We start from the raw sequence: 14,111 nt of genomic DNA, 5'->3' as shown, positions 1-14,111 counted from the left end.
ATTATTGCATTGCTTCAGCTTGACCTAAGTAGACGTCAGCTTGTTTAGCTTCTTCTGTTTCTGAATAATTGTCTTTAAGATTATTGAGATGTTCTAAAGCAATATCAGCCTTTCCTAATTCAATAGCAGTTATGGCAGCCTTCAATAAGTATTTGGCAGTTGTAAAAGAGTTTGATTTAAGGTTTGCTGCTTTTTCGTAATAATCTAGTGCTTTATCGGTTTGTCCAATCTGTTGGAAAGCGTCAGCAATAGTTCCTTGTGCCATTGGCATTAGTAACTCATCATCACTTGAAAAAGCATCTAAATATTCAATAGCCTTTTCATAATTAGACAGCTTAAAATAAGACATTCCAGCATAATAATTGGCTAAATTACCTGATTTTGTTCCGCTATACTGTGAAGCGATATCAGTAAATCCAAATTTACCATTACCACCATCTAATGATAAGGTGTAAAGTGAGTCTTTGGCATTTTTACCAGAGGCTTCAATAGCATTCTTGAAATACATTTGTGCCTGATTAAGCTCGTTAGCAGCCTCTGCTTCAGTTGGTTCTACAATAAATTTTTGATAGGCAAGAGAACCTAAAACAACTACAACAACAACGATTATTGCACCAAAAATTTGTTTTTGGTATTTGCTAATAAATTCCTCGGTCTTACTTGCGCTTTGGTCAAGTGACTCAAAAACTTCAGCTGTTGTTGAATCTTGAGTGTCAACATCATTTGGTTGATCGTTCTCTTTAGTTTGTTTATTTTTATATCCTCTTTTCTTGTATGATGCCATAATTTTTGTTTAATCGACGCGCAAAAATATAATTTTTATCGATTTAAAAATACATTTTATTTGATAATTTCGCTATTTGAATTTTAAACCCAATTTCAGCTAATGCACATCCAACTTTTATCATTGCTAAATTACAAAAATTTTACGCAGTTAAACCTTGATCTTGATCAACATATTAATTGTTTGGTTGGTAATAATGGCATTGGTAAAACCAACGTATTAGATGCTATTTATCATTTAGCCTTTGGTAAAAGTTATTTTAATCCAGTGAGTAGTCAAAATATTACTCATGGTGAAGATTTTTTTGTTGTTGATGGCACTTTTTCTAAAGCTGATAAAACTGAGCGAATTGTTGTGAGCTTTAAAAAAGCACAAAAGAAAATGATTAAACGCAATGCTAAGGTTTATGATAAATTAAGTGATCATATAGGGTTAATTCCGCTTGTTATTATCTCGCCAACTGATCGCGATTTGATTCTAGAAGGAAGTGATGTAAGACGTAAATTTATTGATGCAGTAATAGCTCAGTCTGATAAGAAGTATTTGGAGTGTGTGATAAATTATAACAAAGTGTTGGGGCAACGTAACGCTTTGTTAAAGTATTTTGCAGCTAACAGAAGTTTTAACCAAGATTCTTTATTAGTCTATAATGAGCAACTTTCTAATTATGCTGAATATATTTATAAAACAAGGCAAAGTTTTGTAGAGCAATTTTTGCCCATTTTACAGCAACGTTACCAAGATATAAGTAGTGGTAACGAACAAATTGATTTGGTTTATAAAAGTCAACTGCACGACCATGATTTGCATGATTTATTTTTGAAATCTCAAGACAAAGATCGACAGCGTCAATACACAACTGTTGGTATTCATAAAGATGATTTATTATTTAATATCAATCAACATCCTATTAAAAAGTTTGGTTCTCAAGGTCAGCAAAAATCCTATTTAATTGCTTTAAAGTTTGCGCAATACGACTTTATTAAACAAAAAAACGGTTTTAAGCCAATCGTTTTACTTGACGATATTTTTGATAAATTAGACGAAACACGTGTAAGTCAAATAGTTAATATGGTTACACGCGAAGATATGGGGCAATTATTTATTAGTGACACACATCCCGAACGAACTGAAGCTGTTGTGAAGGCAAGCACTCAAAATTATAAAATGATACATTTAAAAGAAATGATATGAAAAGATTGACGTTGTTATGGCTAGTATTAGTCATGGTTTCATGCCATAAAACAGATTATGATTTAGAACAAATTAATGGTTATTGGGAAATTGTTGAAGCCCAAACCCCTTACGGTACAAAACAATATAAAATGAGTAAAAGTGTGGACTATTTCTACCTTGAATCTGATTCAACAGGATTAAGAAAAAAAGTACAACCAAGCTTATTAGGAAAACATAAAATAACTGAAAGCAATGAAAATTTCACATTTATAACTAAAAATGACAGCTTAAAAATTAAATTTTCTTCACCTTATGATGCTTGGACAGAACATGTTTTAGAATTAACTGAAAATAAATTAGTATTAAAAAATAACCAATCTATCATATACACTTACAAACGTTTTAATCCTATTGAAGTTGAGCAACAATGAAGTACAACGATAAAAAAAGAAGTCGTGAAGAACAAAGCATGAAGGATTTGTTAGGCGCTTTTAAAAAAAACCTTAAATTGGAGAAAGGCTTGAATAAAGTTGAAGTAGAAGAACTTTGGTTTAAAGAACTAGGCTCAGGAATTAAAACTTACACCGAAAAAGTAAGCTTTACAAATGGAAAATTAATTGTAAAACTTAGCTCTTCTACACTAAGAGAAGAACTAAGTTATGGAAAGTCTAAATTAGTAGCAAGATTAAACGAGCAATTGCAAGAACCACTCATTGAGCAAATAATACTGCGCTAACAGAGGCGGTATAAAACCTTGCGTATTTTGAAACACAAACCTATCAGCCCGTTAAACCGTTTTTTAATTATTATTTCGTTCAATATAGCACTACCGGCGCAATGTTTTTATGACCGCGTGTTGAGCACTGCCCATTATTCATCAAGCAGTCCAGTTACTTCGTCTTTTAATTTAGGTAAATGGTTTATCACAATACTCCAAATCAAATCATCTGATATTTTATCATATCCGTGAATTATCCTGTTACGGGTACCGATAATTTTCTCAACCTTATTAAGCTTGAAATCCTTGTCCTTTTTAATTATCCGATTTGCCGCTTCGCCAATTATTTCCAAATCACGCTCAATTGCCCTTTTTGTCTTTATGTCAGAAACATACTCTTCAAATATCCTTGGTTTGTTATCATAGTAGCTATCAATCTCATTGATTGATTGTAAAATGTCATAAGCCAAGTTTTAATATCATTATCCATATATCATTTGTTTAGAAGAGTCGATGGATTTTCTTAGATATGGATTTGTAACAGCTTTATCTTCAAGTAAGTCTATCTGTCTTTTAAGTAATTTCTCTAAAGATTATTTTAAGTCAAAATAATTATCTGCGTAGTCATAGAGGTCAACTCCTGAGAAATCAACCAATAAGTCTATATCACTAGATTTTTTAAAATTATCAGTCAAGATTGATCCAAATACAAATAGTCTTGCCACCTTATGTTTATTACATAAAGCTCTTATCTTATCTATATTTTTATCAATAATTCTCATATTTCAAAAATACAAACTTTTTTTATCTTACCGAAAATTGTCAGTATGTAACGGTTTTCCTGGGTTGCGCTAACTTGTTAATCCAGGAATATCTGGAAGTCCATTTTTAGCGACAGCCGAAATTTCAGCTTCATTTACTTCGGTTGCTTTTTTAATAGCACGATTTAGCGTTACTATTAAATAATCTTCTAATTGATCCTTGTCTTTAAGTAATTCATCATCAATTTCAATTGTTTTAATTTCACGATTGGCTGAAACAACAACTTTTAAAAGTGAGTCATTAGATTGCTCTGAAATACTAACGCTATCTAAGCGTTTTTTGGTTTCTTCAACTTTAGCTTGGGTTTCTTTAAGTTTTCCCATCATACCCATCATATCTCCAAACATAATTTAATTTTTTAGGCAAAGATATAAAACAAGACTGTTTTTTTATGTTGTAATAATCTTCAACTATCGATTTTGTTCTAGTATACCAAGTTTTATCAGTTCTTTATTCATTAGCGTTTTCTAGACAACTATATTTGTACAAAAATTTTTATTTTGAATACACCACCAAAAGCAAAACAAATACCAAAGAAGTTAGTAAAACATAACGATGAAAGAATAGATGAATTTTATTGGCTTAATGAACGTGATAATCCAGAAGTTAAAGCTTATTTAGAAGCTGAAAACAATTATTACAAAGAAGAAACCAAACACTTAAACCGCTTTACAGATGATTTGTTTGCTGAAATGAAGTCACGTATAAAAGAAGATGATGAATCTGTGCCTTACTTTTTAAATGAATATTGGTATCAAGCAAAATTTGAAACAGGAAAAGATTATCCTATTTACATCAGAAAATTTCAATCTTTAGAAGCAAAAGAAGAGCTTTTATTTGATGTGAATAAAATGGCTGAAGCTCATGATTATTATAAACTGAGTGGTATCGCTATTTCTCCTGATAATACAATGGCAGCCTATGGAGTAGACAATGTTAGCCGAAGAGAATATACTATTCAGGTTAAAAATTTAAAAACTGGTGAAATTCTTCCTACTAAAATTGAAAAAACAACTGGAAGTTCTTGCTGGGCTAATGACAATAAAACCCTATTTTACACTCGAAAAGATCCGCAAACTTTAAGGTCTTACCAAATCTATAAACATGTTTTAGGGACTGATGTGAGTCAAGACCAATTAGTGTATCAAGAGGATGATGAAACTTATAATTGTTTTGTTTATAAATCAAAGTCAAAGCAATTCATTATTATAGGTTCATCAAGCACATTACAAGACGAATATCGTTTTATCAATGCAAATACGCCTGATGCCCAGTTTCAAGTTTTTCAAGAACGTCAACCAGAACTTGAATATAGTATCATGCATTATGACGATTATTTTTACATTTTAACAAATAAAGACGATGCGCAGAATTTTAAATTAATGCGAACAAAAATCGCTGAAACTTCAAGTAAACACTGGGAAGATGTGATTAAACATCGCGAAGATGTACTGCTTGAAGATGTTGAAATTTTTAAAAACTACCTTGTCGTTACTGAGCGATTTAATGGCTTGTCTCGTTTGCGCGTGATGTCTTGGGATTTTAATGAAGACTTTTTTATACCAATTTCGAGTGAAACTTATACGATAGGAACTTCAACTAATCCCGATTTTAACACCGATACTTTTAGGTATGTATTTAGCTCGTTAACCACACCAACAACTGTTTTCGATTATAATTTATCGACTAAAACAGAAGTTAAAATGAAGCAACAAGCCGTTTTAGACCACTCGTTTGATGCTTCAAATTACATAGAAGAGCGCCAATGGGCAACAGCCAAAGATGGAACTCGCGTTCCGATGTCGATTGTTTATAAAAAAGGCGTGAAGCGCAATGGAGAAAACCCGTTGCTTCAATATGGATATGGCAGCTACGGTCATACCGTAGACCCCTTTTTTTCAACCACACGTCTAAGTTTACTTAATAGAGGTTTTGTCTTTGTAATTGCTCATATTCGAGGTGGAGAATATCTGGGTAGACCTTGGTATGAAGAAGGTAAAATGTTAAATAAAAACAATACTTTTTCAGATTTTATTGCAGTTAGCGAATTTTTAATCACGCATAAATACACCAAATCAGAACAGCTTTTTGCTATGGGTGGTTCGGCTGGCGGACTTTTAATTGGTTCGGTTATTAATTTAAGACCAGAATTGTATCAAGGCGTAATTGCAGCCGTACCATTTGTTGATGTGGTTACCACAATGTTAGATGAAAGTATTCCGCTTACCACAGGTGAATATGATGAATGGGGTAACCCTAATCAGTCTGAATATTATCATTATATTAAATCTTATTCACCTTATGATAATGTAAGTAATTACAATTATCCAAATATGTTGGTCACAACTGGTTTTTATGATTCTCAGGTGCAATATTGGGAGCCTGCAAAATGGGTTGCAAAACTAAGGCTACAGTCTAATTACTCCAAAAAACTGTATTTTGAAACAAATATGAATACAGGTCATGGTGGTGCTTCAGGAAGATTTGAAGCTCTGAAAGAATTAGCTAAAGAATATGCGTTTTTGTTCGATTTAGTAGGAATTGACAGGTAATCCAAAAAAATATTGTACTTTTGCCAATTGAAATTTAACCATTGTTTTAGTATATGCAGGGTAAAGATAGGTGTTTTATGCATGGTGAAATGAATGTTCATGATAATGTATTAGAAATGATAGGTTGTACGCCTTTAGTACGCCTAAACAATATCACAAAACATTTAAAAGGTGACTTTTTTGTAAAATATGAAGCCCAAAATCCAGGACATTCAGCTAAAGATAGGATTGCTTTGTATATTCTAGATAAAGCCGAAAAAGAAGGTCGTTTAAAGCCAGGTGATACAGTCATTGAAACCACCTCAGGAAATACCGGATTTAGTTTAGCAATGGCATGTGTGGTTAAAGGTTACAAGTGTATATTAGCCGTTAGTGATAAATCTTCTAAAGATAAAATATCCTTACTCAAAACAATGGGTGCAGAAGTTTATGTTTGCCCAGCAAATGTAGCGCCTGAAGACCCACGTTCATATTATGAAGTTGCTAAACGCCTTCATTCTGAAACGCCTAATTCTATCTACATCAATCAATATTTTAACAGTTTAAATATTGATGCACATTATTTATCAACTGGTCCAGAAATTTGGAAACAAACACAAGGTAAAATCACTCATCTAGTTGCTTGTAGTGGTACTGGAGGTACAATTTCTGGCTCCGCACGTTATCTGAAAGAGCAAAATCCTGAGATCAAAATTTTAGGAATAGATGCTTATGGTTCAATTATTAAAAAATTTCATGAAACTAAAGTTTTAGATAAAAATGAAATTTATCCTTATAAAATTGAAGGCCTAGGAAAAAATCTAGTGCCAACAGCTACCGATTTTGATATTATTGATAAATTTACAAAAGTAACCGATGCAGAAAGTGCATTTATGGCCAGAGATATCGCTAAAACTGAAGGTATGTTTGTTGGTTATACAAGTGGTGCCGCACTACAAGGCGTTATGCAGCTTGCTGAACAAAAAGAATTTGACGAAAATAGCCATGTTGTAATAATATTTCCAGATCATGGCTCAAGATATATGAGTAAAATTTACAGTGATGCTTGGATGAAATCTCAAGGTTTTATGAGAGAAAACCAAGATCAAGTAAGTGGTGATAAGCTTACTAAAGTAAGTTAAACTGAGTTTACTAATTTTAGTATTACAATTATGAAAGATTTATTTGCAAAAATTTACCGTGATAAAGGTCCATTGGGAAAATGGGCAGACCAAGCCGAAGGTTATTTTGTTTTTCCAAAACTTGAAGGACAAATTAGCAATCGTATGAAGTTTCAAGGTCGTGACGTCATTACATGGAGTATTAACGATTACCTCGGCTTAGCAAATCATCCTGAAGTTAGAAAGGTTGATGCAGAAGCCGCTAAAAAATATGGTAATGCATATCCGATGGGCGCTAGAATGATGAGTGGTCACACAGAGTTACATGAGAAATTGCAAAACGAACTTGCTGACTTTGTCAATAAAGAAGCAGCCTATGTTTTAAATTTTGGTTACCAAGGCATCCTATCAACCATTGATGCTTTAGTTGGTAAAGATGATGTTATTGTTTATGATGTTGATGCTCATGCTTGTATAATAGACGGCGTTAGGTTGCACTTAGGAAAACGCTTTACTTATAAGCATAATGATTTAGACAGTATTGAATTAAACTTGGCTCGCGCTGAAAAAATAGCCGAACAAACTGGTGGCGGTGTTTTATTTATTTCTGAAGGTGTTTTTGGAATGCGTGGTGAGCAAGGTAAACTAAAAGAAATTGTTGAACTCAAAAAGAAATACAATTTTAGATTATTAGTTGACGATGCGCACGGTTTTGGAACATTAGGAGAGACTGGCGCTGGTGCAGGCGAGGAGCAAGGCGTTCAAGATGAAATTGATGTTTATTTCGCAACATTTGCAAAATCTCTAGCTAGTACAGGTGCTTTTATTGCAGGTGATAAAGAAATTATTGATTATCTTAAATATAACCTTCGTTCACAAATGTTTGCAAAGTCTTTACAAATGACTTTAGTAGAAGGTGCGCTTAAACGACTTGAAATGCTTAGAACTATGCCTGAGTTAAAAAATAAACTTTGGGAAAATGTTAATGCACTTCAATCTGGTTTAAAAGAAAATGGGTTTGATATAGGTACAACAACAAGTTGTGTAACACCTGTTTATCTAAAAGGAAGCATTCCAGAAGCCATGGCGCTTGTTAAAGATTTAAGAGAAAATCATGGTATTTTCTGCTCAATAGTTGTTTACCCAGTGATTCCTAAAGGTTTAATCCTTCTTAGAATGATACCAACTGCAACACATACCATGGAAGATATTGATTTAACTCTTAAAGCATTCTCAGCAATTAGAGAACGCCTTGAAAATGGAACTTATAAAAAACTTTCTGATGCTTTGATGAAGCAAAATAGCTAAACTTCATTTTTAACATATAACAAACAGCGCCTAAACTCTTAGTTTTGGCGCTGTTTTTTTTAGAAAATATTCTTTAAGAGCTAGACTCAAGATAACTTAATTCAAATCAAAAAATGAGAAAGTTGATAGTCCATAACGTCGTTCTTCACTAAATTTAGGATGTTCACTTAAATTAATGAATTTTGAATGTTCAATAATTAACAGACTTTCGTCGCTCCTTAGCAAATTACGATTAAAAATAGTCGTAATAATTTCTTCAAGCTTTTCTTTAGTGAGATCATATGGCGGATCTGCAAAAATCACATCAAATTGTTGCGGAGTTTGTTCTATGAATTCAAAGACATCTTTTTTTACAATTGAGCATTCGAACTCAAGTTGTTCTGAAGTTTTTGAAAGCCAATGACAACATTTAGAGTTTTTATCAACGCTTGTAATTTGTTGAGTCCCACGAGAGGCAAATTCAAACGATATTGAGCCTATGCCTGCAAATAAGTCTAAAAGACTAATTTCTGAAAGATTAAATCGATGCATTAAAATATTAAATAAGGCTTCTTTCGCGCGATCAGTTGTTGGACGCACTGGTAGGTTTTTTGGAGCAGATAGTCTTCGGCCTTTATGAGTTCCAGAAATTATACGCATAGCTCGTTTAAAAATTTATGGTTAGATAAATGTGGGTTTGAAGACGCTTTAGCAAAATCTTTAATACTTATATGCTTAACGTAAGGTTCTAAAAGTGAATTTATTTGTTTTAACTTTAACTGGTCTGAAAAATTAACAATTATTGTTTCAATAGCTTCACGATTTATTTCGTTGATTTCTAAACAATAAAGTATATAATATATAACATCTTCCTCAGTTGAAATTTTGAACGTATTATATAGCTGAAGTTTTTGCTTTTTAATAATCACAATATCAACTTGGTGATTGTTTACAAAACAAATACAATCGCTAAATGCACTTTTGTATGTTTCTGCAGCTTTGAGGTATAAGTTTGTTTGATGGGTGTGATTAAATTCACCAAATCTATCGAAAATTAGATTGTTAATGTTAATTAAGGGGACAAATGATACGCTAATTTGATTATTAAAACTCGAATCTTGGCTAAAATCATCTTCGGCTTGTAGGCTTAAATTATATTTGCTAGCGTGTAAAATGCTATTAACTCCTTCAGTTAATTTATTGGGTATTAAATTATAGTCTATGTTTTGATAAATAAGTACAACTTCATCAAGCGTGGCTTCTTTTATTTGATGAAGTTCTTCAGCAATAATTAATTCAGTTTCTTCTGAATATTTATTAGACGCTTTGATTTTAAAATATTTTTCTTTATTAATCTTATTACCTTTTAGATATAAAAAAGAAAGTCCACTTTGCGTAAGCAAAATGGACAATCTATGATATAAATAATCGGTGTCTTTGTTAGTCTTTATCACCATAGTTTTTAGGCCAGTTACCACTTGTGTTAACCTCTGTCATAGAACCAACTTTTATAAAAGCGCCATTAACACCATCAACCGCAACAGTTTGCTTTTCTTGGACAACTAAATCCTGATCCAAATCACTTAAAATGTCAGATTTGTTAACTTTAGCTTCAAAAACAGGAATCATTGTGCCATCTTTATCTAACATTCCTGCTTCAAGATCAAACTTTTTATTGTCAGTATAAGGAATATTCATCATTGTTTTATAACGATCTGTACCTTTAAATAAAGAATCTTTGATGCTAACATACCCAAGCGTGTCTATAACAACATCTTCAACATATTCATCAACGCCATAGCGTTTTTTATATTCCAAGTCTAAGTATGTCGTATCTTTTCGTTGGGTTAATACAAATTCTGCAGTATCAATAAAACGTACTAAACTATCAAACGAGCCTACAAATTTTCCAGTTACCTCTCGGTGTGCAATTTCTGAGTCTCGAATATCTTGGAGTTTTTCTATGACTTCAGCATAACGTTTTTGCTTGGCTTTGTTAAATTCCACTGGTCCGTAAACCGATTTATAAGTAAAATAACCTAGTACAACAATTACTATCGTTAGTACAATTTGTAAGACAATTTTCATAGTTTAAAAATTAAATTTTCTACTGTTCACAAATCTACAACTTTTTTTCAATCACAAAAGTCTAGCATCTAAAAAAGCTTGTTATATTTGATGTTTTAACGACTCTTTATAATGCAAAATAACGAATTTTACAAACATCTTAAGCGGGACTTTGGGCATCAGCCAACTCAAAAGCAAGATGTTGCGCTACAAATGTTATCTAAATTTATTTTTAATGACTTAGCAGATCAGTTATTTTTATTAAAGGGTTATGCAGGTACTGGTAAAACAACTATTATAAGTACTTTAGTCAAAAATATTCATAAAGCCAATCAAAAGATAATCTTATGTGCGCCAACTGGTCGAGCTGCAAAAGTTATCTCAAATTACAGTAAAAAAACGGCACATACTATTCATCGCAAAATTTACCAGCCCAAGAAAACCAGTAATGGCGGCGTTGAATTTATACCACAAGAAAACAAACATAGAAACACTGTTTTTGTGGTTGATGAAGCTTCTATGATACCTGATTTTCCTAAAGGTAGTGATTTACTTAACAGCAACTCTGTTTTAGACGATTTGATTGAGTATGTTTATTCAGGAGAAAACTGCAAACTTATTTTTATTGGTGATACTGCTCAGTTACCACCAGTTAAAGCAGAATTAAGTCCTGCTTTGTCTCAACAAACCTTAGAGCGTCATTTTAGCATGGATGTACAAGCTATAGAATTAGATGAAGTTTTACGTCAACAACAAGAAAGCGAAATATTACTAAATGCTACCGAAATTCGGGATGCTATTAATAATGACTTAGATGAGTTTAAATTTGAAATTTCAAATACTTCAGACATTGTTAGATTAGTTGATGGCTACGAGATTATGGATGCTGTTAATCACTCATTTGATCATTTAGGTCATGAAGAAACCGCTATTATTGTTCGTTCAAATAAGCGTGCCAATATTTATAATCAGCAAATACGTTCTAAAATTTTATTTCGTGAAGATGAAATTGCAGCTGGTGATTATTTAATGGTGGTTAAAAACAACTATTATTGGTTAAAACCATCTTCTGATGCTGGTTTTATAGCCAATGGCGATATTGTTGAAATATTAGAAATTTTTCACATCAAAGAAATTTATGGTTTTAGGTTTGCTGAAGTAAAAGTACAAATGGTTGATTACCCTAATATGAAACCTTTTGAAACCGTTATTATATTGGATACTTTAGCTTCTAACGGACCAGCTTTAACTTATGAAGAATCTAACCAACTTTATCAAGCTGTTCTTGAAGATTATGCTGAAGAAAAATCGAAATATAAACAGTTTTTAAAGGTTAAAAAAAATAAGTTTTTTAATGCCTTACAAGTAAAATTTAGTTATGCCATTACTTGTCATAAATCTCAAGGAGGCCAATGGCACACGGTTTTTGTTGAGCAGCCTTACCTTAAAGATGGTATTAATCAAGATTATTTGCGGTGGTTATACACAGCTTGCACACGTGCAAAAGAAAAACTTTATTTAATAGGATTTAAAGATGATTTTTTCAAAAATTAAATTTCTAAAAACTTATTTAAAATGAAAATAATAGCGATGATTCCTGCGCGTTTAGAAGCATCTCGATTTCCAAAAAAATTATTAAAAGATTTGTGCGGCAAATCGGTTATAGCTCGCACGTTCTTAGCTGCTCAATCAACTGCTTTGTTTGATGAAGTTTATGTAGTTACCGATTCTGTTGAAATTTACGATGAGCTTAAAACATATACAGATAATATCATCATGTCTAAAAAAGATCATCAATGTGGTAGTGATCGTATTGCTGAAGCTGTTGAGTTTATAGACGCAGATATTGTTGTTAATGTCCAAGGCGATGAACCATTTATTAATAAAGCCGCTTTAGCAAAGCTACTTGCGGTTTTTGATGATGATATTGATGAAAATATTGATTTAGCTTCATTAAAAACACCACTAAAAACTTCAGTTGATATCGAAAACCCAAATAACGTTAAAGTAGTTACTGACGCCCAAAATCGAGCCTTATATTTTTCTCGGTCGGCGATTCCTTTCCGTCGAAATTCAGATGTAGAAACTTTATACTTTAAGCACGTTGGCATTTATGCTTTTAGAAAAGAAGCTCTACTTCACTTTTATCATTCTGAAATGACACCGCTTGAAACTGTTGAAAAAATTGAATGCATAAGGCATCTTGAACATGGCAGAACCATTAAAATGGTAGAAACGGCTGAAGTTTCTATCGGAATAGATACACCAGAAGATTTAGAAAAAGCTAGACAACTATTTACTTCTTAACGGCAGCTTTATAGGTCTCTAAGCAGCGTTCCCGAGCCATTTTATGCTCAATCATCGGCTCTGGATAATTTTCTGTGCCAAATTCAGGAACCCATTTTTTGATATACTTTTTATTTTTATCGAACTTATCAGTTTGAGAATACGGATTAAAAACTCTAAAATAGGGAGCAGCATCAACACCAGAGCCAGCTACCCATTGCCATCCACCAATATTTGATGACATTTCGTAGTCTAAGAGTTTTTTGGCAAAATAAGCTTCGCCCCAACGCCAATCGATGAGTAAATGTTTGCATAAAAAACTACCAACCACCATTCTAATTCTGTTATGCATCCAACCTGTTTCATTCAATTGACGCATACCTGCATCGACAATAGGATAGCCAGTCTGTCCATTTTTCCATTTATCAAAATCTGATTTATCATTACGCCATTCGATATTATCATAAACAGGTTTAAAAGACCTGCTTTGTGTTTCAGGATAATGATGCAAAATTGCTTTATAGAATTCTCGCCATATTAATTCGTTTAAAAAAGTTTCATTTTTTACAGCTAGAGCCTTTTTTACAATATTTCGATAACCTACAGTTCCAAAACGTAAATGCGGACTTAATCTGGATGTGCCATTTACAGAAGGAATATTCCTAGTTTCTTCGTAATTTTCTAAAAATTCTTCTTCTAGGTGATATTCTGGCACTTTTATGGACGATGCTTCAAAACCCATGTCACTTAAACTCAAGTTCGGTAAGCGAGAATTTTCAAAAGTGTTATCTAAGTAAGCCTCAGAATTGTATTCATCTAGACTAATTTTTTCGAATTCTTTTTTCCATTGCTTCATATAAGGCGTAAAAACCAAATACATGCCACCGCTATTTTTTTCAACTTCGTTTTTTTCAAAAATTACTTGATCTTTAAAATCACGAAATTCAATACCTTTTTGAGCTAAAAGTGCTTTGATTTTGGCATCACGCTTATACGCATAAGGTTCATAATCTCTGTTGGTGAAAACAGCTTTAATATTATAATCTTTAATAATTTCAGTAAATATTTCTTCAGGATAACCGTAATAAGTTGCTATTGAACTACCGTATTTTTCCTGAAGTTCAGCTCTCATTTTTTGAATTTCATCGTGAATAAAATTTACTCTAGCATCGTCTTTTGGTAATTCATCTAAAATATGTTTATCAAAAATAAAGATAGGCAAAGTCGCTTCATTTTGTCTTAAACAGTTGTATAGGCCTACATTATCATTCAAGCGTAAATCTCTTCTAAACCAAAAAATATTAAAAGGTGTGTCCATA

Annotated in this window: 16 protein-coding genes; 8 read left to right on the top strand and 8 right to left on the bottom strand. The window is 32.4% G+C overall.

The annotated features are described in order from the left end of the window. Position 1: 1 nt before the first annotated feature. A complete protein-coding gene (locus BUB82_RS02890) occupies positions 2-784 on the bottom strand; it encodes a tetratricopeptide repeat protein (RefSeq protein WP_073191731.1) in 783 nt (260 codons plus the stop codon). 102 nt (positions 785-886) lie between these two features. Here BUB82_RS02890 and recF point away from each other — a divergent pair, with 102 nt between their 5' ends. The 3 genes from recF to BUB82_RS02875 are packed head-to-tail and all read left to right on the top strand — an operon-like array spanning position 887 to position 2,696. Next, a complete protein-coding gene (gene recF / locus BUB82_RS02885) occupies positions 887-1,978 on the top strand; it encodes a DNA replication/repair protein RecF (protein ID WP_073191730.1) in 1,092 nt (363 codons plus the stop codon). After that, complete coding sequence (locus tag BUB82_RS02880) at positions 1,975-2,391, top strand: lipocalin family protein (RefSeq protein WP_073191729.1); 417 nt, start codon at positions 1,975-1,977, stop codon at positions 2,389-2,391. The genes recF and BUB82_RS02880 overlap by 4 nt, the downstream gene beginning before the upstream one ends. Beyond that, a complete protein-coding gene (locus tag BUB82_RS02875; protein ID WP_073191728.1) occupies positions 2,388-2,696 on the top strand; it encodes a DciA family protein in 309 nt (102 codons plus the stop codon). Before BUB82_RS02880 ends, BUB82_RS02875 begins: the two co-directional genes overlap by 4 nt. A gap of 134 nt (positions 2,697-2,830) precedes the next feature. On the opposite strand, the gene BUB82_RS02870 is transcribed toward BUB82_RS02875, so the two are convergent. The 3 genes from BUB82_RS02870 to BUB82_RS02860 form a co-directional block, all read right to left on the bottom strand. Next, positions 2,831-3,148, bottom strand: coding sequence for a HepT-like ribonuclease domain-containing protein (locus tag BUB82_RS02870; RefSeq protein ID WP_073191726.1), 318 nt, complete (start codon positions 3,146-3,148; stop codon positions 2,831-2,833). Between the two features lie 123 nt (positions 3,149-3,271). Further along, complete coding sequence (locus tag BUB82_RS11865; protein WP_234949749.1) at positions 3,272-3,460, bottom strand: nucleotidyltransferase family protein; 189 nt, start codon at positions 3,458-3,460, stop codon at positions 3,272-3,274. Positions 3,461-3,529: 69 nt separating this feature from the next. Further along, positions 3,530-3,847, bottom strand: coding sequence for a YbaB/EbfC family nucleoid-associated protein (locus tag BUB82_RS02860; protein ID WP_073191725.1), 318 nt, complete (start codon positions 3,845-3,847; stop codon positions 3,530-3,532). Between the two features lie 150 nt (positions 3,848-3,997). On the opposite strand from BUB82_RS02860, the gene BUB82_RS02855 reads away from it, so the two are divergent. From BUB82_RS02855 to BUB82_RS02845, 3 genes are all read left to right on the top strand, one after another. Continuing rightward, on the top strand, positions 3,998-6,052 hold the full coding sequence (locus BUB82_RS02855) for a S9 family peptidase (RefSeq protein WP_394331616.1): 2,055 nt from the start codon (positions 3,998-4,000) through the stop codon (positions 6,050-6,052). Positions 6,053-6,129: 77 nt separating this feature from the next. Further along, positions 6,130-7,173 carry a cysteate synthase gene (locus tag BUB82_RS02850; protein ID WP_073191888.1) on the top strand — a complete coding sequence of 348 codons (1,044 nt, stop codon included), beginning with the start codon at positions 6,130-6,132 and terminating at the stop codon, positions 7,171-7,173. A gap of 30 nt (positions 7,174-7,203) precedes the next feature. After that, complete coding sequence (locus BUB82_RS02845) at positions 7,204-8,460, top strand: cysteate-C-fatty acyltransferase (protein WP_073191721.1); 1,257 nt, start codon at positions 7,204-7,206, stop codon at positions 8,458-8,460. A gap of 96 nt (positions 8,461-8,556) precedes the next feature. Here BUB82_RS02845 and BUB82_RS02840 read toward each other — a convergent pair whose 3' ends face one another. From BUB82_RS02840 to BUB82_RS02830, 3 genes are read right to left on the bottom strand one after another with little or no spacing between them, the layout of a single operon-like run. Next, positions 8,557-9,099, bottom strand: coding sequence for an RsmD family RNA methyltransferase (locus BUB82_RS02840; protein WP_073191719.1), 543 nt, complete (start codon positions 9,097-9,099; stop codon positions 8,557-8,559). After that, positions 9,090-9,896 carry a DUF3822 family protein gene (locus BUB82_RS02835; protein ID WP_073191717.1) on the bottom strand — a complete coding sequence of 269 codons (807 nt, stop codon included), beginning with the start codon at positions 9,894-9,896 and terminating at the stop codon, positions 9,090-9,092. The genes BUB82_RS02840 and BUB82_RS02835 overlap by 10 nt, the downstream gene beginning before the upstream one ends. Continuing rightward, positions 9,880-10,527, bottom strand: coding sequence for a hypothetical protein (locus BUB82_RS02830; RefSeq protein WP_073191715.1), 648 nt, complete (start codon positions 10,525-10,527; stop codon positions 9,880-9,882). Before BUB82_RS02830 ends, BUB82_RS02835 begins: the two co-directional genes overlap by 17 nt. Positions 10,528-10,638: 111 nt before the next feature. Between BUB82_RS02830 and BUB82_RS02825 the strand changes: the two genes are divergently transcribed. Further along, positions 10,639-12,060, top strand: a complete 1,422-nt coding sequence (locus BUB82_RS02825; RefSeq protein WP_073191713.1) for an ATP-dependent DNA helicase — start codon at positions 10,639-10,641, stop codon at positions 12,058-12,060. A 21-nt stretch (positions 12,061-12,081) separates the two neighbouring features. Continuing rightward, the gene (gene kdsB, locus BUB82_RS02820; RefSeq protein ID WP_073191712.1) at positions 12,082-12,813 is read left to right on the top strand and encodes a 3-deoxy-manno-octulosonate cytidylyltransferase; all 732 of its coding nucleotides are present in this window, start codon (positions 12,082-12,084) and stop codon (positions 12,811-12,813) included. Here kdsB and BUB82_RS02815 read toward each other — a convergent pair. Continuing rightward, a complete protein-coding gene (locus tag BUB82_RS02815) occupies positions 12,803-14,110 on the bottom strand; it encodes a cryptochrome/photolyase family protein (protein WP_073191886.1) in 1,308 nt (435 codons plus the stop codon). The genes kdsB and BUB82_RS02815 overlap by 11 nt on opposite strands. Position 14,111: the final 1 nt, after the last annotated feature.

Source organism: Psychroflexus salarius (genome assembly GCF_900129035.1).
GTDB lineage: Bacteria > Bacteroidota > Bacteroidia > Flavobacteriales > Flavobacteriaceae > Psychroflexus > Psychroflexus salarius.
The sequence above is the reverse complement of the archived record's forward strand: the minus strand, read 5'-3'. Positions and strand labels throughout refer to the sequence as shown.